This is a genomic window from Gordonia sp. B8661-1, from assembly GCF_059427765.1.
On the sequence record NZ_JCAHRL010000008.1, the window covers coordinates 1 to 21,047 of the forward strand.

Annotated in this window: 22 protein-coding genes; 12 read left to right on the forward strand and 10 right to left on the reverse strand. The window is 68.5% G+C overall.

The window, feature by feature from the left end; genetic code table 11:
• On the forward strand, positions 1-191 hold a 191-nt coding region (locus AC4JJG_RS16215), incomplete at its 5' end, for a hypothetical protein (protein WP_495405794.1).
• Here the strand turns inward: AC4JJG_RS16215 and AC4JJG_RS16220 are convergent.
• Positions 179-1,981 carry an AMP-dependent synthetase/ligase gene (locus tag AC4JJG_RS16220; RefSeq protein ID WP_495400285.1) on the reverse strand — a complete coding sequence of 601 codons (1,803 nt, stop codon included), beginning with the start codon at positions 1,979-1,981 and terminating at the stop codon, positions 179-181. The genes AC4JJG_RS16215 and AC4JJG_RS16220 overlap by 13 nt on opposite strands.
• 107 nt (positions 1,982-2,088) lie before the next feature.
• Here AC4JJG_RS16220 and AC4JJG_RS16225 point away from each other — a divergent pair, with 107 nt between their 5' ends.
• The 6 genes from AC4JJG_RS16225 (at position 2,089) to AC4JJG_RS16250 (ending at position 6,506) form a co-directional block, all read left to right on the forward strand.
• Positions 2,089-2,529 (forward strand): hypothetical protein, encoded by a 441-nt coding sequence (locus tag AC4JJG_RS16225; RefSeq protein ID WP_495400286.1) that lies wholly within the window; start codon positions 2,089-2,091, stop codon positions 2,527-2,529.
• Positions 2,529-2,966, forward strand: a complete 438-nt coding sequence (locus tag AC4JJG_RS16230) for an SRPBCC family protein (protein ID WP_495400287.1) — start codon at positions 2,529-2,531, stop codon at positions 2,964-2,966. The genes AC4JJG_RS16225 and AC4JJG_RS16230 overlap by 1 nt, the downstream gene beginning before the upstream one ends.
• 53 nt (positions 2,967-3,019) lie before the next feature.
• A complete protein-coding gene (locus AC4JJG_RS16235) occupies positions 3,020-4,222 on the forward strand; it encodes an ArsA family ATPase (RefSeq protein ID WP_495400288.1) in 1,203 nt (400 codons plus the stop codon).
• Positions 4,223-4,304: 82 nt separating this feature from the next.
• Entirely contained in the window at positions 4,305-4,730 is a 426-nt protein-coding gene (locus AC4JJG_RS16240) for a hypothetical protein (protein ID WP_495400289.1), read from the forward strand.
• Complete coding sequence (locus tag AC4JJG_RS16245) at positions 4,730-5,701, forward strand: ROK family protein (RefSeq protein ID WP_495400290.1); 972 nt, start codon at positions 4,730-4,732, stop codon at positions 5,699-5,701. Before AC4JJG_RS16240 ends, AC4JJG_RS16245 begins: the two co-directional genes overlap by 1 nt.
• Positions 5,702-5,798: 97 nt before the next feature.
• A complete protein-coding gene (locus AC4JJG_RS16250) occupies positions 5,799-6,506 on the forward strand; it encodes a lysophospholipid acyltransferase family protein (RefSeq protein WP_495400291.1) in 708 nt (235 codons plus the stop codon).
• Here the strand turns inward: AC4JJG_RS16250 and AC4JJG_RS16255 are convergent.
• On the reverse strand, positions 6,443-7,813 hold the full coding sequence (locus AC4JJG_RS16255; protein ID WP_495400292.1) for a glycosyltransferase 87 family protein: 1,371 nt from the start codon (positions 7,811-7,813) through the stop codon (positions 6,443-6,445). The two genes, AC4JJG_RS16250 and AC4JJG_RS16255, sit on opposite strands and share 64 nt — an antisense overlap.
• Before the next feature lie 43 nt (positions 7,814-7,856).
• On the opposite strand from AC4JJG_RS16255, the gene AC4JJG_RS16260 reads away from it, so the two are divergent.
• The 3 genes from AC4JJG_RS16260 to AC4JJG_RS16270 all read left to right on the forward strand — a co-directional run bounded on the left by AC4JJG_RS16260 (position 7,857) and on the right by AC4JJG_RS16270 (position 10,483).
• Entirely contained in the window at positions 7,857-8,339 is a 483-nt protein-coding gene (locus AC4JJG_RS16260) for a polyadenylate-specific 3'-exoribonuclease AS (RefSeq protein ID WP_495400293.1), read from the forward strand.
• Positions 8,340-8,420: 81 nt separating this feature from the next.
• Complete coding sequence (locus tag AC4JJG_RS16265; RefSeq protein ID WP_495400294.1) at positions 8,421-9,815, forward strand: class II 3-deoxy-7-phosphoheptulonate synthase; 1,395 nt, start codon at positions 8,421-8,423, stop codon at positions 9,813-9,815.
• Between the two features lie 185 nt (positions 9,816-10,000).
• Positions 10,001-10,483: a hypothetical protein gene (locus AC4JJG_RS16270; protein ID WP_495400295.1), complete on the forward strand. Its 483-nt coding sequence runs from the start codon at positions 10,001-10,003 to the stop codon at positions 10,481-10,483.
• Between the two features lie 38 nt (positions 10,484-10,521).
• Here AC4JJG_RS16270 and def read toward each other — a convergent pair whose 3' ends face one another.
• Together def and AC4JJG_RS16280 are read right to left on the reverse strand one after the other, a co-directional pair.
• Positions 10,522-11,097 carry a peptide deformylase gene (def, locus tag AC4JJG_RS16275; protein WP_495400296.1) on the reverse strand — a complete coding sequence of 192 codons (576 nt, stop codon included), beginning with the start codon at positions 11,095-11,097 and terminating at the stop codon, positions 10,522-10,524.
• Positions 11,098-11,149: 52 nt separating this feature from the next.
• A complete protein-coding gene (locus AC4JJG_RS16280; RefSeq protein WP_495400297.1) occupies positions 11,150-12,373 on the reverse strand; it encodes a protein kinase domain-containing protein in 1,224 nt (407 codons plus the stop codon).
• A 59-nt stretch (positions 12,374-12,432) separates the two neighbouring features.
• Between AC4JJG_RS16280 and AC4JJG_RS16285 the strand changes: the two genes are divergently transcribed.
• The gene (locus AC4JJG_RS16285; protein WP_495400298.1) at positions 12,433-12,798 is read left to right on the forward strand and encodes an Rv2175c family DNA-binding protein; all 366 of its coding nucleotides are present in this window, start codon (positions 12,433-12,435) and stop codon (positions 12,796-12,798) included.
• 2 nt (positions 12,799-12,800) lie between these two features.
• On the opposite strand, the gene AC4JJG_RS16290 is transcribed toward AC4JJG_RS16285, so the two are convergent.
• The 4 genes from AC4JJG_RS16290 to AC4JJG_RS16305 are packed head-to-tail and all read right to left on the reverse strand — an operon-like array spanning position 12,801 to position 17,917.
• Positions 12,801-13,727, reverse strand: a complete 927-nt coding sequence (locus tag AC4JJG_RS16290) for a phytoene/squalene synthase family protein (protein ID WP_495400299.1) — start codon at positions 13,725-13,727, stop codon at positions 12,801-12,803.
• Positions 13,720-15,222 (reverse strand): alpha-(1->6)-mannopyranosyltransferase A, encoded by a 1,503-nt coding sequence (locus AC4JJG_RS16295; RefSeq protein ID WP_495400300.1) that lies wholly within the window; start codon positions 15,220-15,222, stop codon positions 13,720-13,722. Before AC4JJG_RS16295 ends, AC4JJG_RS16290 begins: the two co-directional genes overlap by 8 nt.
• Positions 15,219-16,781 carry a phytoene desaturase family protein gene (gene crtI, locus AC4JJG_RS16300; RefSeq protein ID WP_495400301.1) on the reverse strand — a complete coding sequence of 521 codons (1,563 nt, stop codon included), beginning with the start codon at positions 16,779-16,781 and terminating at the stop codon, positions 15,219-15,221. Before crtI ends, AC4JJG_RS16295 begins: the two co-directional genes overlap by 4 nt.
• Entirely contained in the window at positions 16,778-17,917 is a 1,140-nt protein-coding gene (locus AC4JJG_RS16305) for a polyprenyl synthetase family protein (RefSeq protein ID WP_495400302.1), read from the reverse strand. Before AC4JJG_RS16305 ends, crtI begins: the two co-directional genes overlap by 4 nt.
• 137 nt (positions 17,918-18,054) lie before the next feature.
• Here AC4JJG_RS16305 and AC4JJG_RS16310 point away from each other — a divergent pair, with 137 nt between their 5' ends.
• Entirely contained in the window at positions 18,055-18,936 is an 882-nt protein-coding gene (locus tag AC4JJG_RS16310) for a methylenetetrahydrofolate reductase (RefSeq protein ID WP_495400511.1), read from the forward strand.
• A gap of 24 nt (positions 18,937-18,960) precedes the next feature.
• Here AC4JJG_RS16310 and AC4JJG_RS16315 read toward each other — a convergent pair whose 3' ends face one another.
• Both AC4JJG_RS16315 and AC4JJG_RS16320 read right to left on the reverse strand, forming a co-directional pair.
• Positions 18,961-19,806 carry an LppM family (lipo)protein gene (locus AC4JJG_RS16315; protein ID WP_495400303.1) on the reverse strand — a complete coding sequence of 282 codons (846 nt, stop codon included), beginning with the start codon at positions 19,804-19,806 and terminating at the stop codon, positions 18,961-18,963.
• Positions 19,807-19,872: 66 nt separating this feature from the next.
• A complete protein-coding gene (locus AC4JJG_RS16320) occupies positions 19,873-20,910 on the reverse strand; it encodes a peptidoglycan recognition protein family protein (RefSeq protein WP_495400304.1) in 1,038 nt (345 codons plus the stop codon).
• Positions 20,911-21,047: the final 137 nt, after the last annotated feature.

The following is a 21,047-nucleotide window of genomic DNA, read 5'->3' on the forward strand; positions in this document are numbered from 1 at the left end:
CTGGCGGCTCGGACGCTACTCGATCAACGGGTGGGGGCTGGCGGCTCGGACGCTACTCGATCAGCGGCTGGGGCCGGCGGCTCGGACGCTACTCGATCAGCGGGTGGGGCCGGTTTTCGTTGGTCGAGTGGCGGCGTGCGAGCGCAGCGAGCCCGGCGCGTATCGAGACCCGCCCGCGCTACTTGGTGTAGATCGCCGAGATGTCGTCGGCGAACTTCTCCACCACGACATTGCGCTTGACCTTGAGGGTCGGCGTCATCTCGCCGGTCTCCTCGGTGAAGTCGGTGGGGAGGATGCGGAACTTCTTGATTCCCTCGGCATGCGACACCGTCCGGTTCGCCTGATCGACCGCGGCCTGCACGTCGGCGCGCAGGTCCGCGTCGTCGACGAGATCGGCGACCGAGGCATCGGCCGGCTTCCCGTGCCGTTCCTTCCAGGGGCCGAACGCCTCCGGATCGATGGTGACGAGGGCGGCGATGAAGGGCTGGGCGTCACCGACGACCAACGCCTGGGAGACGATCGGGCTCGATCGGATGACGTCCTCGAGTCCCGCGGGCGACACGTTCTTGCCGCCGGCGGTGACGATCAGTTCCTTCTTCCGGCCGGTGATGGTGAGGAACCCGTCGCCGTCGACATTACCGAGGTCGCCGGTATGGAACCAGCCGTCCTCGAGAGCCTGCGCGGTTGCCTCCGGGTTCTGCCAGTAGCCGCCGAAGACCACGCCGCCGCGCAACAGCACCTCGCCGTCGTCACCGATGCGAACGGCATTGCCGGGCAACGGCATTCCGACCGTCCCCACTTTGACGTGATGAGGGGTGTTGACGCTGAAGGCGGCAGTGGTCTCGGTTAGTCCGTAACCCTCGTACACCGGGATGCCGACTCCGGAGAAGAAGTGACCGAGCCGCGGACCCAGGGGTGCGCCACCGGAGATGGCGAGCTCGCAGGAGCCGCCGAGGGCGGCGCGCAGCTTGCCGAAGACCAGTTTGTCGAAGACCGCGTGCTTGGCCTTGAGGACGAGGCCGACGTGCCCGTCCTGCTGGGCCTGGGAGTAGGCGATGGCGGTGTCGGCGGCGAGATCGAAGATGCGGCCCTTGCCCTCGTCGTGGGCTTTCTGGCGAGCTCCGTTGTAGACCTTCTCGAACACACGCGGCACCGACAGGATCAACGACGGCTTGAAGATCGCGAATTCCGGTACAAGGTTGGGGATGTCGTTCGTGTAGCCGACCTCGACGCCGGCCTCGAGCGCGACCAGATTGATCGCTCGTGCCAGCACGTGGGCCATGGGGAGGAACATGAGCATGCGCTTGCCGGGGCCCAGGAGCTCATGGAGGGTGCTCTCCAGTACCGCGTACACCTCGGACAGCATGTTGCCGTGGCTCAGCATGCAGCCCTTGGGACGCCCGGTGGTGCCGGACGTGTAGATCAGGGTCGCCGGATCCGCGATGCCGAGGGTGGCGCGACGCTTGGCCACCTCCTCGTCGGCGACATCGGCGCCACTCGCCTCGAGCGCCTCGATGGCGCCGGTCTCCCCGTCGGCGACGTCGAACTGGTAGACCTTCACGCCGTCGAGGCCGGTCACCTCGTCGTAGGTCGCCCGGTGCGAGGGCCCCTCGACGACGATGGCGATGGCGCCGGAATCCTGCATGATCCACTCGATCTGCCCGCTCGACGACGAGTCGTAGATCGGTACGGGCACCGCGCCCGCAGCCCAGATGGCGAAGTCGATGAGCATCCACTCCGGGCGCGTGCCGGACAGGATCGCCACCCGGTCGCCGGGCGCGATGCCGTCGGCGATCAGTCCCTTGGCGAGCGCGGTGATCTGGGCGGCCAGGTCGGCGGCCGTCACCGGTTCCCAGGTGTCGCCGACCTTGCGGCGCACGACCACCTTGCCGGGTTCTCGTTCGGCGATCCCGAAGATGATGTCGGTGCAGTTAGCGTTCTCCGGAAGGGTGAACTGTGCCGGAACGCTGAACTCGCTCATCTGATGCCTTTCGCCGAACGTAGGACCGTGTCATCGATCGTATCGCTCGCCGTTGAGACGTTGCGGGCGCGTCCGTGAGGTCCGGTGTCCACGCAACGACCAGATATGTGAAGCTAGAGGTCGTGACGAGTATTCAGGTGGCCGACGAGACGTTCGTCGCGGCCGATCCCTCGTTGGCGGCCGGCACGGTCGGCGACCCTTCGAACTGGCGACGGTGGTGGCCGGATCTGCGTCTCACGGTCGTGGAGGACCGGGGACCGCAGGGGATGCGCTGGCGGGTCGAGGGGCCCCTGACCGGCACGATGGAGATCTGGTGCGAGGCCGTGCTGGACGGCTTCGTGCTGCACTATTTCCTGCACGCCGAGCCCACCGACGGACTTCCCGGCGAGGGACGTGCGCTGATGGACCGGCTCGCCGAGGCCAACCGGAACCGGCGGGCGGCCGGTAAGGCCATGTCCTTCGAGGTCAAGGACCGGTTGGAGAGCGGACGCTGGGTAGGCGGTCCGGCGATCGGCGCCGACGGCATGCCGGTCGGAATGGAGGTCTGATGGCCGACCACACCGAACGCTCCATCGTCATCAACGCCGACGCCGCGGACATCATGGCGGTGATCGCGGACTTCGACCACTATCCCGACTGGGTGACCGCGGCCCGTGAGGTCACCGTCGCCGAGGCCGGCGCCGACGGGCGCGCCCGACGCGTCGAGTTTCTCCTGGATGCCGGTGTCCTGCAGGACAACTACGTGCTGGACTACCAGTGGGCGCAGGACGGGATGTCGGTGTCGTGGCGCCTGGTGCGCAGCGACCTCCAGCGTGATCAGCGTGGCCGGTACGTCCTGGCACAGCAGGTGCCGGGGTCGACCAAGGTGACCTACGAGTTGATGGTCGACCTGCTCGTCCCGATGATCGGACAGCTCAAACGCCGTGCCGAGAAGGCCATCACCGAGGCCGCTCTGCACGATCTCAAGAAGCGGGTCGAAGGCTGATCGATCTCACGCCCATCCATGTCGTCATCGGTCCGGGGGGTTCCGGGGTCTCGGTGACCTCGGCATCCGGTGCATTGGGCCGCAACCGGATTCGCCGCTCCGGCACCCCTGCGACGCAGGGCGTGTCAGCCGGTGCGTCCGCGCAGGCCGACGCCGGGACGTTGCTCGTGACCGCCGACCGCTGGTCGCCGACCGCCGACATGTTCGGGGTGTTCCGCAGTGCCGAGCCGGTCGAGGTGTCGACCGGAGTGCACCTGCTGTCCCTGGATCGGCTCACCCTGCTGGAGACGATGTGGGCCGAGTTCACCGCGGTGCTCGGCGAAACCCTCGCACATACGAAACTGTCACTCCCGGGAGTCGGGGCGCTCGCGGAGATCGCACCGGGTGAACTCGCGGCGCTGCCGGGGCTGGAGGACTTCCTCGTGCTCCGGCGAATCCGGGACGAGGCGATCAGCGGACGCTGGCGCCGGATCGTCGTCGACACGTCGGGGCAGGGGGATCCGTTCGAATTCCTCCGCGCCTCCTCGGTCCTGTCGCAGGCGTTGAATCGGTTGTGGCCCAGGCATCGTCGGCTGGCCACCGCCGCCGAGCGGCCGGTCGTGGCGCAACTGACGGCTGCCGTCGACGCCATCGACCGGGACTGCCTGGACATCGTGGAGTTGATCGTCGACCCGCACAGTGTCGCAGTGCACCTGGTGACCGGTACCGACGATCGTTCGGCCCGCCTGTTGCCGCACATGCTGGCCACCGTCGACGTCATGGGGCTGCCCCTGCGTTCGGTACTCGTCAACCCCCACGGCTCGGAGGAGTCGACGGCCGATGGCGCCGACAGTGACGCCGTCGCCGCGATCGGCCGGGTGGTCGGACCGGGACCGGTGGTGACCGCGCTGCGTCACGTCGGCGTTCCCATCGATCGGGCGGCGCGGCTGCGCAAGCTGGCCGTGCATCTGGTGGAGGCCGATGGGCGGACCGCGGGGTCGGGGGCCGCGGGCGTCGCCGAGGCGGGCGTGACCGCCGACGGTGACCCGATGTACGAATTACGGTGGCGGCAAAGACTTCCTGATCCCGCGACGCTCGAGCTCGGACGTTCCGGGGACGATCTGCTGGTCACCGTCGGTGGCTTCCGGCATCCGGTCCGGCTGCCGTCGGTGCTGCGTCGCTGCGTGGTCGTCGATGCCGCATGGGACGGCACCGACATCACCGTTCGTTTCGTACCCGATCCCGCGGTCTGGCCTCAGGGAGCCCGCGGCCGCTGACGCGGGCGGTCACATGGCGGGGTGCGCGGAGACGGGCCGCGTTGCGTAGACTACTCGCCGAGCCGGACAGGAGACTGTGCAGATGACCTCGGATGACACCGCCGGTCCCGGCGCCGACCAGGGGCGAGACCACGCCGGGGGAGCGCGCGGTACGCATGGCGCCGGCGATCCGGTGCGGGAGTTCCTGCTCGGTGTCGCCACCCAGATCGATCAGCTCGCGGCGCTGTTCGCCGACGGCGGGCTGCGGACCGCGAAGGACGGCAATGCGCTCGGCGCTCTGCTCGCCGATGTCCCGGGTGAGATCACCACACTGCTGAGTGAGATCGGCGACCTGATCGCGCGCCTCATCGCAGCGCTCATCGCGGTTCTCGAGGCGATCGCGAAGGCGTTGCGTTCCACGCCGTCCGCCGGCCCGGGCGCGGCACCCGGCTATCAGCCGATCGCGGTACGGATCGACGTCACCGACCCACCGCCCGCGAGCGGCCGTCACCGCGGAAGCGAGAGTTGATGGGGGACTTGACGATCGGCATCGACATCGGCGGAACCAGCGTCCGCGCGTCGGTGGTCGACGATCACGGTGCGATGCTCGACACCCTGCGCGCCGCCACCCCTCCGACGGCGACCGCCCTCGAACACTGTCTCGATCGGCTGGTGGCCGAGCTCACCTCGCGCTGGGCGGCCAAGGCGGTCGGTCTCGCCATCGCGGGATTTCTCACCCCGGATCGCGAGGTCGTGCGGTTCGCACCACATCTGCCGTGGCGCGAGGCGCGGGTCGCGGCCGAGATGACCGAACGCATCGGACTGCCGGTGTTCGCCGAACACGACGCGAACTCGGCGGCGATCGCCGAACTGCGGTTCGGTGCGGCCTCCCGCGGCAAGAACTCACTGGTGCTCGCCATCGGTACGGGCATCGGGGCCGGGCTGATCCTGGACGGCGAGATCTACCGGGGAAGCTTCGGAGTCGCGCCGGAACTCGGTCACCTGACCGTCGTGCCCAACGGGCGCGCATGTTCCTGCGGAAAACTCGGCTGCTGGGAAAGATATTGCAGTGGAACCGCTTTGGTTGACACCGTGATCGAACTGCTGGCCGACGGCGACTGGGGGCGCAGTCAGCTCGCCGCCGACGTCGCCGCGGATCCCGGTTCGCTCACCGGGCGCCGCGTTGCAGGTGCCGCAGCGGACGGTGATCCCGTCGCCCTCGCTGCCTTCCGTCAATTCGCGGCGTCGCTGGGACAGGGGCTGGCAATGATCGCCGACATCTTCGATCCGGATCTGATCGTGCTGGCCGGCGGCGTGGGCGCGGCCTCGGGGTTCTTCCTCGACGAGGCGAGGGAGCACTACGCCGGTCTGGTGACGGGTGCGGGACACCGCCAGCTGGCCCGGATCCGGGGCACGCAGCTGGGGGAGAGCGCAGGTGTCATCGGCGCGGCGGAGGTCGCACGACAAGGAATCGGCGACAAGGTTTTTGGGCAGGCGTAGCTGCGGATTCGATCACTCGGGGCTCGCCACGTGGGTATCGTCACCTACGGGTAATCTGAGTCGGTCCAGGGACAAACAGCGTAGGTCGGAGACATCCATGTGGTACGGGATTTTCAAGTTCATCCTGCTGGGCCCCATCCTCCGGGTGATCGGACGTCCCCGTGTCGAGGGGCTCGAGAACATCCCGGCGCGCGGGCCGGCGATCCTCGCGAGCAATCATCTCGCGGTCATGGACAGTTTCTTCCTTCCCCTGATGGTCCCGCGCCGCATCTATTTCCTCGCCAAGTCCGAGTACTTCACCGGTACCGGACTCAAGGGCGCATTCCAGCGCTGGTTCTTCACCGCCGTCGGTCAGATCCCGATCGACCGGTCGGGTGCGGAGGCCGCGGCCGGCGCGCTCACGGCGGCCCGCAGACAGCTCGAGGGCGGACATCTGATGGGGATGTACCCCGAGGGCACCCGTTCCCCGGACGGTCGGCTCTACAAGGGGAAGACGGGTCTGGCCCGGATCGCCCTGGACACGGGTGTGCCGGTGATCCCGGTCGCGATGATCAATACCGACAAGTTCAACCCGCCCGGCACCATCATTCCGCGGCCGTCCCGGATCGTCGTGAAAATCGGTAAGCCGCTGGACTTCTCGCGCTACGAGGGGATGCAGGGCAATCGCTTCATCGAGCGCGCGGTGACCGACGAGATCATGTACGAGCTGATGCAGCTCACCGGTCAGCAGTATGTGGACATCTACGCGGCGTCGCTCAAGGAGGGCGCCAAGCCCTCCTCGGAAGCGTCCGGGCTGGCTGCCTGACGCGGAGCGGCCGGCCGGGGCGGCAGGAGCCAGACGACGGCGAGCACCGCGAGACCCCAGAGCGAGTACGCGTTGCCGACGATGTGGTCGATGACCGACCAGTGCCGCACGGCCGGTGACAGGAATTGGAACGGCCCCAGCGCGAAGATCAGCGTCCCGGAAGCGGCGATGAGGCCGTAGGCGATGCGTGGGGCCTGGGACGTACTGCGTGCCGCCACCACCGCAGCCGCCAGGACCGTCGGGACCGACCAGACCCAGTGGTGTGCCCAGGACGTCGGTGACACGAGCAGACCCCAGATCGCCACCACGCACACCACGAGGACGGCCTGCACGAGACGGGCCGGATCGCCGGAGCCCCGGGCGGCCAGCGCATCGAAGGCCGCAACCGGCCGGCAGGACCGCAGGGCGAGCACGGCCAGTGCGGTGACCACGAGTGAACTGAGCACCCACAGGAGTTGCTGTGCCGATTCGGACCCGGGGACGAGGCGGATCCACAGCGCATTGAGGTTCTGATTGATGCGTCCGGCGGGATCACCGATGCGGGCGGTATGGAACAGGGTATGGGTCCAGTAGGTGGCCGAATCCCCGGGCATCCACGCCCACGCGACGCCGCCGGCCACCAGGAAGGTACCGACCGCGACGATCGCGGCGCGCCACCGCCGTGCCGCCCCGAACACCGCGACGAACACCATGGGTGTCAGCTTGATCGCGGCCGCCAGTCCGGTCAGGACACCGCGGACACCTCCCGCTGAGCGTGCCCGTCCCCGTCCGAGGAGGAAGATGTCGGCGACGATCATCGCCATCAGGATCACATTGATCTGACCGAAACCCAGCGTCATCCAGAACGGGTTGGTCCACACCACCGCGGCAGTGATCAGGAGCGAGAGCCACCACCGGTTCCGCGCGTTGCCGATGGTGAGCAGGCGCAGGAAGACCTGCACGATTGCCACGATGAGCACGACGGTCGCGAGGGACATCAGAATTCCCGCGAGTTCGAGGCCGATGGCCCCGAGCGGTACGAAACCGAGTGCGGCGAACGGCGGATAGGTGAACGGCAGCCAGATGCCGTCGCTGGTGAACGGCATCGAGCCGTCGGCATAGAGGCTCTGGCCGTCCTGCCAGATCTGGGCGCCCAACCGGTACACGTCCAGATCGATGCGGGTCCGGGTGCCGAAGCTGGAGGTGAACGGTACCCCGACGATCTGCATCGCGGCGGAGACGACGAACGCCAGGGTGATCAGAATGCGCGACCGGCCACTGGGGACCCAGCGTTGCAGCCGGGCATCGGCAGAGGGCAGCAGTGACATGGCGTCGGGGGATCTCCACTCACGGGTGTGAATACTGGTGGCTATGCGGTTCTTCTACGACTCGGAGTTCATTGAGGACGGCAACACCATCGAATTGGTCTCGATCGGGGTTGTCGCCGAGGACGGACGTGAATTCTACGCGGTGTCCACCGACTTCGATCCGGCCCGTGCCGGTGACTGGGTGCGAGCCAACGTCCTGCCCAAATTGCCGTCCCCGTCGTCGAAGGCCTGGCGCAGCCGTCGCCGCATCCGCGACGACCTGTTCGAATTTCTTACCGAAAAGGGCGGTGACGTGGAGTTGTGGGCGTGGGTGGGGGCCTACGACCACGTCGTCCTGTGTCAGTTGTGGGGCCCGATGACGGAGCTGCCGCGGGCCATGCCGCGCTTCACCCGGGAGCTCCGGCAGCACTGGGAGGCCGCCGGTTCCCCGGAACTTCCGCCGACACCGAAGGACGCGCACGACGCTCTCGCCGACGCCCGCCACAATTGGCGCCGCTGGCAGGCCATCGAGGCGTCCCGCGGCTGACCGCTCGACGCGGTCCACGCCGTTCGTGTGCACCACGACCCGCCGGGTGGGTGCGGAGCGAGACTCGATTAATCTGGACACGTGGTGAACTGGACCGTGGACGTGCCCATCGACGAACTGCCGGAGCTGCCGCCGCTGCCCGGGGGCCTGCAGGCGCGTTTCGACGACGCACTGTCGCGCCCGGCGCTCCAGCAACCGAGCTGGCCGGCCGAGGAGGCGCGCAAGATGCGCACCATCCTCGAGAGCGTGCCGCCGATCTGCATGCCCGCCGAGGTCGAGGACCTGTCGCGGCAGTTGGCCGAGGTGGCCGAGGGGCGCGCGTTCCTGCTGCAGGGCGGTGACTGTGCCGAGACGTTCGCCGACAACACCGAGCCACACATCAAGGGCAATATCCGCACCCTGTTGCAGATGGCCGTGGTGCTGACCTACGGCGCGAGCATGCCAGTGGTCAAGGTCGCACGGATCGCCGGACAGTACGCCAAGCCCCGGTCGTCGGACACCGACGCGCTCGGCCTGCCGTCCTACCGCGGCGACATGGTCAACGGATTCCCGGCCGACGAGAACGTCCGCAGGCACGACCCGTCGCGACTGGTGCGCGCCTACGCGAACGCCGCGGCCGCGATGAACCTGGTGCGGGCGCTGACCGGGTCGGAGGCCGATCTTCGCCGCGTGCACCTGTGGAACCGCGAGTTCGTCCGGACGTCGCCCGCGGGCGCCCGCTACGAGGCGCTGGCCTCCGAGATCGACCGTGGTCTGCGGTTCATGGAGGCCTGCGGCGTCGAGGACCGGAATCTGGAGTCGGCGGCGATCTTCGCATCCCACGAGGCCCTCGTCATCGACTACGAGCGCGCGATGCTGCGTATGGCCAACGGGCCCGACGAATCGTCGGAGAAGGTGCTCTACGACCTATCCGCGCATTTCCTGTGGATCGGTGAACGGACCCGGCAGCTCGACGGCGCGCACATCGCACTCGCGGAGCTCATCAACAATCCGATCGGTGTGAAGATCGGACCGACGACCACACCCGAGCAGGCCGTGGAGTACGTCGAGCGGCTCGACCCGCACAACAAGCCGGGCCGCCTCACCATGGTCGCCCGCATGGGCAACAACAAGGTTCGAGAGGTGTTGCCCGCCATCGTCTCCGCGGTCGAGGCCACCGGGCACAAGGTCATCTGGCAGTCGGATCCGATGCACGGCAACACCCACGAGGCCTCCACCGGGTACAAGACGCGGCACTTCGACCGGATCGTCGACGAGGTGCAGGGCTTCTTCGAGGTGCACCGGGCGCTCGGCACCCATCCCGGCGGCGTGCACATCGAACTCACCGGCGAGGACGTCACCGAGTGCCTCGGTGGCGCACAGGACATCTCGGATCTCGACCTGGCCGGACGCTACGAGACGGCCTGCGATCCGCGACTCAACACCCAGCAGTCCCTTGAGCTCGCCTTCCTCGTCGCGGAGATGCTGCGCGGCTGATCCGTCACCGACGTTTCGGTGAGAGCCGTTGCTCGACAACGGCTCTCGGTGCTCGCAGGTGTTCGGTGCACAGGGTGTCGTGAATCACGGTACGGAGTCGATCGTTCGTACTGCTAACGGTCCGGTTGTCTGCTTCGATGTAGTGGGCAGATTGTCCGATCTCGACCGACTCACGAGGAGCCTTGATGACCCGCTCGATGATGCGTACCCGGAAGACCGCGAAGGCCGCAGTTCTGGCCATGGCGGCCGCAGGTGTGATCGGGGTGACTGCCACCGCGGGAGCGGGTCAGGCCGCAGCTGAGGGCAAGCTCTACCCATTGAGCAACTGCGTCAATCTGAGCCCGAATGTCATCGACGTTCCGTTCAACCCCCGCGAGGCGATGGTCGTGACATCGCGGGATACCGCGTCCATCTCCGTCCAGTTCAGCGGCAGCCTCTGGGGCTACGAGTCCGCCGGACGTCTGGACTGGCACAATCTGGCCACCGGTAAGCGGGGCACGGCGTTCGCGAACCACCGGGTGTCTCCGCCGTACGTCGGCTCATTGCAGTTTCAGGTGCCGCGCAAGCAGATCGGTTCCGGGGCGGTGAAGGTGACGCTCAGTGCGGTCAACAAGAACGCGCTGTGGTCGGTGCCGGCCCGTGCCTGTGGCGGAACCATCCGTCTCTGACCGATCACCCGATGCGGTGGCGTCCGCCCGGCATCGAATCAGCGGGCGGCCGACACCGGCCAGTCATCCGGGTAGCCGGACTCCACGGTCGCCGCCCGGGCAAGCAACTGCTTGCGCGTGCGCGACGGCAGGCGATCGCCATAGACGATGCCGGTGATGTGATCCGTCTCGTGCTGGAGGCATCGGCCGAGTACGCCGCCCGCGGTCACGGTGACCCGGTCGCCAAACTGATCGGTGCCATGACAGCTCGCGCGGCGTGGCCGCGACACATCTGCGTACGCGCCGGGCAGGGACAAACAGCCCTCGTCGTAGGAGACCAGGGTGCGATCGCGTCCCTCGGGAAGCTCGAGGGCGGGGTTGCAGATCACGCCGGTGCGCCTGACGTCGGTCTCGTCGGTGCAGTCGTACACGAACACGGCGAGGTCGACCCCTACCTGTGCGGCGGCCAGACCGGCTCCGCAGGCGGCGGTGTTCGTCGCGAACATGTCGGCGAGCAGGTCCTGCAGATCGGCGCCGTAATCCGTGACGGGGCGAGCCGGGCGATGCAGGATCGGGTCGCCCCAGCGGACGATGGGGCGTGGCGCACCGATGCGCATCAACTCGGCTGTGGGCATGGACCAATCATCCGCCTCGCGCATGCGGAAGTCACGGGACGGGCATCGACGATCACCCGATCAGGCTGCTGCCCGCCCACCAGCCGAGCGCTCCGACCGCGACGGCCAGCAGCATCACCAGGGTCAGCCAGATCACCACGCGCGCGGCGTTACCGGATTCGGCCGGACCGATGTCCGCGCGGTCCACGAGATCGTGGGGAGCGGTTCGGGGACGCGTGACCGAGGGAGCGACCGGTGGCGGTGACGTGCGCTCGGTGCGTGGTACGTCCGACGGCGCCACATCGGGACGGGAGTCCACCCGGGTGTGTGCGGGCGGTGCCGCCACCGGGGTCACGGAGGGATCGGGGCCGGGCTGGTGGGATGCCGCACGGAAACGGGCCATCGTCGCACGTTCCGCGGACCGACGGGGTGCGGGCACCGTGAACGGCGGCAGATCCAGGTCGTCGGCGGCGGCGACGATGGCGCGGCGCATGTCGAAGCCGTCCGCGAAGCGGTGACGCGGCTCGCGCTCGGTGGCGCGCAGGACGATCTCGTCGAACTCCTCCGGGACACCGTCGACGACATCGCCGGGGGCCGGAACGTCGAAGCTGAGGCGCTGATACGCGAGGGCGAGCGGGGTGTCACCACGGAAAGGTGTTCGGCCGGTGAGCAACTCGAACATCATCACGCCCATCGAGTACACGTCGCTGCGCGCATCGGCGTCCCCGGCCTCCACCTGTTCGGGGGAGAGGTAGGCCGCCGTCCCGAGGATGACGCTCGCCGAGGTGACGCCGGCTTCGGCCACCGCGCGGACCAGACCGAAGTCGGCGACCTTGACCTCACCGGTGTCCGAGATGAGGACGTTCTCCGGCTTCACGTCACGGTGCACCAGTCCCGCGGCATGCGCGGTTCCGAGGCCGCCGAGTACGGGTTCGGCGACCGCGGCCACCGCATGCGGGGGCATCGGTCCCCGTTCGCGGAGCAGCTCGCGCAGACTGCCGCCGTCCACCAGTTCCATCACCAGGAAGGCGACCCCGTTGTCGATGCCCTGGTCGTAGACGTTCACGAGTCCCTGGTGTTTGAGGCCGGCGACCGCCCGCGCCTCGAACTCGAAGCGTCGGAGGAACATCGGATCACCGCTGTAGCGGGAGTCCATGACCTTCACCGCGACGGTGCGTCCGAGTCGCAGATCCGTCCCCACGTACACCGCCGACATGCCGCCCCGGGCGATCGGGGCGTCGATGCGGTAGCGACACTCGAGAGTCGCCCCCAGCACGTCGTCGGTCGGTGAGTTCACGGGCCTGAATCTACCGGTCGGATCGGATCGGGCGGCGGATCCCCGGTAGGCTCGGCGGCGTGGGTTCTCTTCCGCTGTCGCCTGACACCCTTCCTCCCGACACCGAGCTGCTGAGCGTCGACCAGGTGTCCGAACGCCTACGTGTGTCGACGAATCGCGTTCGCACACTCATCCGCGATCATCATCTCCTGGCCGTCTCCCGCGACGGTCGTCCGGTGGTCCCCGCGCTGTTCTTCGACGACCTCGGACTCGTCAAGCACTACAACGGTCTGGTCGAGGTGCTCCTCGACGGCGGCTACAGCCGTGACGAGGTGATGGCCTGGCTCTTCACCGTCCAGGACGACCTCGGCATGCATCCGGCCGAAGCACTGCACACGCACTCGGCGCGGGAGGTCATCCGCCGCGCCCAGGCGCAGGCGTTCTGAGGTCAGGACTCCCGACGCAGCAGGACCGCCCGCGCGGCCAGCGCGGCGCGGCGCCCCCGGCCGACGGTCGCGCGACGATCCATCACCCGGTATCCGTTGCGCTCGACCTCGGCGAGGATCTCGGCGTAGACGGTGGCGGCGGCCGCGATGGCCGGCCGGAATCGGTTGGGCAGCATCGCTATCGCAGGCCACGCCAGGCGGTACTCGTCGCGGTTGACCGCGATGAGGTGGGCCAGCGCGCGCCGTAAGGGTGCGGAGGTGACGCCGCTGCTCCGGCACCACCGCAGATGCTCCTCGTCGACGCCGAAGGCGCCGAGTTCGTCGGAGGGCAGATAGATGCGGTCGCGGTCCAGGTCCTCGGCGACGTCGCGGATGAAATTCGTCAACTGGAACGCGGTCCCCAGGCGCGAGGCTCCGGCGGCGATCTCGGCATCGGGTCGGGATACCCCGAGCAGCGGCAGCATCTGCAAGCCGATCACGGCCGCCGATCCGTAGGTGTATTCGGCGAGTTCCGCCCAGGTGCGATAGCGGTTGCGGAACGCCGGATCGTCGGGGACATCCATCCGCATCGAGTGCAGGAAGGCGTCGAACGTCGCGGCCGGAATGTCGAACCGGTGTACCGAATCGCTCAGAGCAGCAAGGACATCGGACGTCGCCGGATCGATGTTCGCCAGGGAGTCGTCGTCGGAGCGACCGGCCAATGCGGCGTGCAGAGCCGATTCCAGCGTGCTCAACTCCTCCAGGACGGTGCCGGACACGCCCGGCCCGTCCACCAGATCATCGACGATCCGTGCGAAGCCGTACAGCGCGAACACCGCCCGACGTTCGGCCCTCGGCAGCAGACGCGTCGCCGCATGGTAGGTGCGGCCGTGCGTCGCGGTGAGCAGCCGGCCGCGGCGATAACCACGCTCGGCGGATGTCTCAGCCATCGGTGCGCGCCACCTGCGGAGCATCCCACATCCGGCGGAACGCGCGACCGATCCGCAGTGGATCGGGCCGCATCAGCGATACCGCGGCGAGTATCGAGAGTGCCAGTGCCAGAATCACTTCGGGGAGTTTGTAGAAGACGATCGAATCGTCGGGCTGGAAGACGATCAGCATGAATGTCGATACACCGACCACCAGCGCGCGGACCCGATCCGGCAGCGTCAGCGCGACCGCCACCGTCAGCACCCACGTGTAGTACCAGGGCAGTGTCGAGGGTTCGAGCAGGAGGACCGCCAGCATGGCCCACACCATGCCGGTCATCGCGGCACGTTCGTCCCGGCGGTGCCGCCACCAGATGGCCACCAGGAGTATCGCGAGGACCGCGGCGCCGATCGCTCGCGTGATCACCAGTACCGGTTGCAGATTCAGCGCGGTGAACGGTGCGGCCAGCAGAGTGACCAGATGCCCGGCGAGAGTCGGGAGGGTGAACCAGTTGATGATCTGATCGGCGAAGCCCAGTCCGGTCAACCAGCCGACGCCCAGCCCGACGGCGAGTGTGCAGATCGCGAAGACCGCCACCGGCACGGCGACGACCGTCGCGAACACCGCGACCACCGTCCGGGCGCCGAGTGACGTCTGGCCCCGTCGCTCCCGCAGGTGCGACAACCAGATCCAGAGGACGAACGGGATCGCGATACCCGCCGTCACCTTGACCGACACCGCGAGACCGAGGACCGCGAGACCGGCGACGTGGCGCCCGGTGACGGCGAGCGTCACACCGGCGACCAGCAGACCGACCATGAGGAGTTCGACGTGACTGCCCGCGATCAGGTGGAGGAGCACCATCGGATTGGCCACCGCCAGCCAGAGTCCGGTCTGCGGGGACGCCGAGAAGTGGTGGGCGAGTCGGGGAACGGCCCACAGCATGAGCGCCAGGCCGGGGAGGAGCACCAGCCGCATCACATAGACACCGAGAATCACGTGGTCGCCGGTGATCTCGGTGACCGCGCGGGTGAGGCCGACGAACAGCGGGCCGTAGGGAGCGGTCGTCGTCGCCCACACCTGGGCCATGCTGTCCAGAATGGGGCCGGGGTAGTGGGCGGGTCCGTCGGCGTAGGGATTGAATCCCTCGCGGAACACCGCGCCCTGTCCGAGATATGCGTATACGTCACGGCTGTAGACCGGTACGGCGAGTGCCATCGGTGCGGCCCACGCGAGGATGCCGAGGCGAAGTGTCCGGACCGGCATCGGCGCACCGGAGGCGACCGTGCGCCCCACCCGCACCCAGGCGATCACCAGGGTGGCGACGCCGAGCCAGAACAGGGTGCCGAACAGGGTCTTGCCGTGCCCGTAGGTGATGGCCGCGATGCCGAGGTCCTGGGCGAGGTGATGGTTGCGCGCGATGTCACCGACGCCGAAGCTGCCGATGCAGACGAGGATCGAGCCCGCGGTGCCGAGCACCAGGTCTCCCGGCAGGCGTGACCGAGAGATACTCACGGCGTGATCCTACGGCGGCGCTCGCGGCCGGTCAGGTGATCGTGGACGCGCTGCGCGGCGAGCCGTCCGGACACCAGCACCGGGGGGATCCCGACGCCGGGGACGGTGACGGCGCCCGCCAGGAACAGGTTGTCGCAGCCCGGCCACCGGTTCGGCGTACGGAACGGGCCGGTCTGACGCACCGTGTGCGCCGCGCTGAAGGGGGTACCCGCGGGCAATCCGGCGGCCGCCCAGGTGCCCGGATGATCGACACGCAGCACCCGCATCGACTCGATGCCCGGATATCCGCGGTGCGCGAGCGTCTGCAGGCATTCCGCCACGTATGGGCCCGCCAGTGCGGCCCAATCCAGATCCGCGACATCGGTATTCGGGCACGGTGCGAGTACCGAGACCGGTTCCGGCCCATCCGGGTACGACTGCGGATCGGACAGAGCAGGTCTGGTCATGAGGAACGACGGGTCCCGCATCGGACGACCCGGTGCGCGTGTGAGGTCGGTGAAGGTGTCCTGCCACGCCGCACCGAAGTCCAGCGTGTGGTGCCGCCCCGGCCAGCGTCCGGTCATCGTGCGCGGCAGCGTGCCGTGGATGACGACGGCACTGGGGGAGTACCGGATTCGGCCCCAGCGAACTCCCCGGGGCGGTGAGCCCAGCAACGTGGTCGTCGCCGGTACCGGCAGCGTGCTGATCACCGCATCGGCGGGGAGCGTCTCGCCGGTGTCCAGGCGGACTCCGGTGACGCGGGCGCCGTCGCGGATGATCGTGGTGGCCCTGGTACTCAGACGTATCCCGGCGCCGGCGTCGGCGAGTGCCCCGGCCATGACCTCTCCGACGCGTCCCATACCGCCGGTCGGGTAATAGACGCCCAGGCCGATGTCCATATGGGCGATGACGCCGTAAACCGCGGCGGCGTGGGCGGGCGGCAATCCGGCGTACAGCGCCTGGAAGGTGAAGATGCGCTGCAGCCGTTCGTCTTTCACGAATCGGTTGACCGCACCCGTGAGGCGGCGGACCGCACCCATGCGGGCGAGCAGGCCGACGGACCGCAGTGTGGCCGCGTCCGTCAGGTCGGCGAGTCCGGTGAAGTTCCGGTCGACGAAGGTGTCGAATTCGGCGTCGTACAACCGGGCGAGCCACGCCATCAGGTCACGCACGCCCGCGGCGTTCGACGCACCGAATCCGGCATCCACCGCGGCGACCAACCGGTCCGCTCCGCGGGGCACGTCGAGTGCCGAACCATCGGCGAAGCGCATGGCGTACGCCGGGTCCACGTCGACCAACCCGAGCCGCCTGCGCGTCTCGGCGGCGGGTACACCGAGGTCGGCCAGAGCCTCGTCGATGAGTTCGGGCATCGTGAGAACCGTTGCGCCGGTGTCGAATCGAATGACGTTGCCGTCATCGTCTGCTACTTCGTCGGTGCGTACCAGGCCACCGGGAGCCGCCGCGGCATCGAGCACCGTGACGTCGTGGCCCTGTCCGCGCAGGCGGGCCGCCGCCGACAATCCGGCGAGTCCCGCCCCGATCACCACGACCCGGTCGGTGCCGGGGAGCGACGTACTCATGCGGTCCGGTGCGCGATCCGGTGGGCGAACGCGGTGAGTTCGGTACGGATCGCCGGGGTGAGTTCGCCGCTGTCGATGATGCCGATCGCATTGTCGAGCAATGCGGAGATCTGCCTCTCGATGTCGTCGACCGCGCCGACATCGACGAGAAGTGCCCGGGCGGAACGGACCTCGTCGTCGGACAGGGGACGCCCGAGGTAACCGCGCAGTTGTGCGGGCAGGCCGGGGTCGCGCTCGGCGGCCCGTGCGAGGCCGACCGCGAGCAGGGCCGTCCGCTTGCCCGCCACGAGGTCGTCGCCGGACGGTTTGCCCGTCTGATCCGGGTCACCGAAGACCCCGAGTTGATCGTCGCGCAACTGGAACGCCACGCCCAGGTCGTGGCCGATGGCCCGGAGGTCCTCGATCAGTCGCGGGCCGGCTCCGGCGAGGACGGCTCCGAGTTCGAGCGGACGGGCGACGGTGTAGGCGGCCGTTTTGTACTCCATCACCCGGTAGGCCGATTCGACGCTCTCGTCACCGCTGACCTCGTTCACGATGTCGAGATACTGACCGCCCAGCACCTCCGTGCGCATCGATGCCCACACGCGCCCGGCCGCCGCGGGCAGGGGCCGGGGATCGTCGGTGGCACCGTCGGTCGGGGCGTGCCCGTGGACGAGATCGTCGGCCCAGGCCAGGGCGAGGTCGCCGACGAGAATCGCCGCCGACACGCCGTGCGCCGCCGCGTCCCCGGACCAGTCGTCGGCCCGATGTGCGGTCTCGAAGGTCCGGTGCAGCGTCGGATGTCCGCGCCGGGTGTCGGAACGGTCGATGATGTCGTCGTGGATGAGTGCGCACGCCTGTACGAGTTCGAGCGCCGCGCCGACCCGGAGAGCGTCCGCGGCGTCGGGCGGATTCGGGCCGTGTGGCGCGGAGTCGGATGCCGACGAACCGGCCAGCCAGCCGGCGAAGACGAACGTGGGACGGACCCGCTTGCCGCCCTGCAGTACGAAGTCGGTCAACGCACGGGCCGCCACCCCCACGCGCGGGGAGATGGCGTCCGCGGCGGGCACCGCGTGTCCGAAGAAATCGCGGAGCACGGCCTCCACGGATGCGGGCACCTCGTCCAGGGAGGTGGGGATGGGTGCGGGTGAGGTCACCCTGCCAGGCTAGTGGGCCTGATCCGTACACTGGCCGGGTGACCACCTCTTCCGCAGTGACCTCTCCGGTGACCGGCGCTTCCGCCGGCTCCGGGTCATCGTCGACGGCCGCGCCGTCGATCGTGGAACGTCTGTCGATGCCGCATCGTGGTCCGGTCCCGTTCTCGGTCGAGTTCTTCCCGCCGAAGGACACCGAATCCGAAGCCCGTCTGTGGCGCGCGGTCCGCAGCTTCGAGCGGCTCGGTCCCGCATTCGTCTCGATGACCTACGGTGCGGGCGGCTCCACCCGTGACCGCACGGTGCGGATCACCGGTGAGCTGGCCGCCCAGACCACGTTGCTGCCGGTGGCGCACCTGACCGCCGTCAATCACAGCATCGACGAACTGCGCGCGCTGGTCGGCGCGTATGCCGACCAGGGCATCACCAATATCCTCGCGCTGCGTGGCGATCCGCCGGGTGATCCGCTCGGGGAGTGGGTCAAACATCCCGACGGCGTCACCTACGCCGAGGAACTCGTGCGGCTGATCGGTGACCTCGGCGACTTCCACGTCGGTGTGGCGTCGTTCCCGGAGGGACATCATCGCGCGCCGAGCCTCGAGGACGACACCCGTGCACTGGTCGACAAACTGCGCGCCGGTGCCGACTACTCGATCACGCAGATGTTCTTCGACGTCGAGCACTTCCTGCGTCTGCGGGACCGGCTGGTGCGCGCCGACGCGGAGCAGGGAGCCAAGCCGCTGATCCCCGGACTGATGCCGATCACCTCGCTGGCCTCCGCCCGTCGGATGGCCGACCTGTCGGGTTCGGTGATCCCGGACAAGGTGTCCGAGCGCTTCGCCGCCGCAGCGGGTGACGGACCCGAGGAGGACCGTGCCGCGGTGCGGGCGGTGGGCATCGACTTCGCCACCGAAATGGCCGAACGTCTTGTCTCCGAAGGTGTCCCGTGTCTGCACTTCTGCAGCCTCAATTTCGCGAAGGCCAGTACCGAGGTGCTCGAACGCCTCGGCCACGACGTCTGACCCCGGCGCCGCCATCCGCCTCCGTCAGGACGTGCGGTTGAGCGGACTGCTCGGGCGCGGGCGCCCGGGACGCGGGCCACGGTGGCGTCCGGCGTACGCGAGTCGCGCCACGATCAGTACGACGATCAGGCACACCAGCGCGACGAACCACGACCAGCCGGGAACGGCGGCCGTCGCGGGGTCCGGGTATTCGGCCTCGGCCGTGAGTGTCGTCGTCTCGCGTGGTTTCAGATTCCAGGTGACCGTGTTCTCGCCGACCTGGCTGCCGGTGGTGCCCTTGACCTCGCCGCCGAAGGTGATGGTCAGCTGCACGGCATTGCGGGCCGGATCGAGTTCGGTGAGGTCGGCGGTGCCGGTCAGGCGGACAACGTCTCCGGTGCGCTTGGCCGACAGCTTGATACTCAGTGCATCCTCGCCGAAGGCATTCGCCGCGATCTCGCCGAGCTGACCGAACTGGCCGGTCGTCAGGTTGCTGAAGGTCGCGCGCGTCCCGAGACGGGGAATCTGATCCTCGTCGCTGTTTCCGTCGTCGGCGCTGGTGGTTTCCCCGGGGGTGGGAACCTGCGCGGATTCGTCCGCGGAAGGAGAGGGGGTGGCCCCGGCCGTCGGAGTGGTCGTCGGTGCACGGCGCGTGGATTCGGCCGCCGGTCCGGAGCTGTAGTCGCTGAGGGAGATCTGCGACGCCATCGACTCCGGGATGTCGAGTTTCGGTACGCCGCGCGGATCGTCCGGCGTGGAGGCCACGACGATGCTGCCGGAGAAGCGGTCACCGACGGTGGTGGAACGCTGCAGGCAGCCCGACAGCAGCGGGAGCGCGCCGACGAGGACGAGCAGCATCACGAACGCGGGCCAACGGGAAGACGGACGCACGTGGACATCGTGCCAGACGAATCGTCGTCGCCGTGGGACGCCCGAACAACAGGCAGCGCGGTGCCGCTAGCTGGACCCGAACGGCACGCGACCGGGATTGGCGATCTTCAGTGCGGTGGTGGCCCGGAGCACCGGAAGCCAGGGGACGAGTTGATCACCGGGACATTCGGTGGCGCCGGCGACCGCGGCCCAGTCACGGTGGCCCGAGATCGCGAACTGTTCGGAGGTCACGCCGTTGACCGGGTTCCGATAGCGGATACGCGAGAGCGGATCGATGCCCAGTTTCCGGCAGAGGTTGGCGAGCACCAGCCGCAGTGACTGCTGTGCCTCGGGTGTGGGCAGCGTGTGCGTGAAGTCGCCGATCAGCACGATGCCGATGTTTCCGGCGTTCGCCTTGACGACGTGTCCACCGCTGACGATCTGCGCGCCGCGGCGTGGTGCCGTGCCCGGGCGGAAAATGGGGCCTGCCGCGCCGGTGTCGCGGCCCGCGTAGATCACGCCGTTCGGATCGATGACGAGGTGATAGCCGATGTCGCCCCAGCCCTGCCCCTTGGGTGCCGGTTCCGCGTGGTAGCGGTAGATGGAACGGACGGCCTCGCGGTAGTCGTTGAACTCGTTTCCCGTCGGCGACGCACTGTGATGCACGGTGATCGATTGCGCCGGGTGATATTCGGGTTCGCCCCAGGTCTGCAGCTTCTCGTCGGCACCCCAGCCCTTGCGTGTGACGACCGGAAAACCCCAGCCGTAGAACGAGGCGACGGCGTCGGTGAACGGCGGCGCCTTCCGGATTCCGTAGGTGGGTGGCTGGGCGACTCTGCCCCGCGGCGTGGTGACCTCGATGCGGCTGGTGCCCACCGGCACCGCAACCAGTTCGGAAAGCGGTGAGCCGCGCCCGTCACGCCCGTGTGGGGAGGGGTGCAGCGTGATCTCCCGCCATTTTCCGGATATTCGGAATCGCGCGATGGAAGGGCCGCCACTGACCACAGGTGCGGCGACGAACAGAGGCGAATGACGCGCGGCATGCGCTGTGGTACCGCGTCCGAGTGCCACGACCGAGGCCGTGGCTGCCGCGCCCGTCAGAAATGTTCGCCGGTCGACCGTCATATTGCACTCCACATCAGTTGTCCCGACCCGCTGATAACACGCTCCGGACTGACCGGCGAGTGTCAGGATCACCGATCTGGGACGGGAGTGCAACTGTGCCGAAAGTCCTTGTGCATCAACGAGATGGTTGTGTGAGT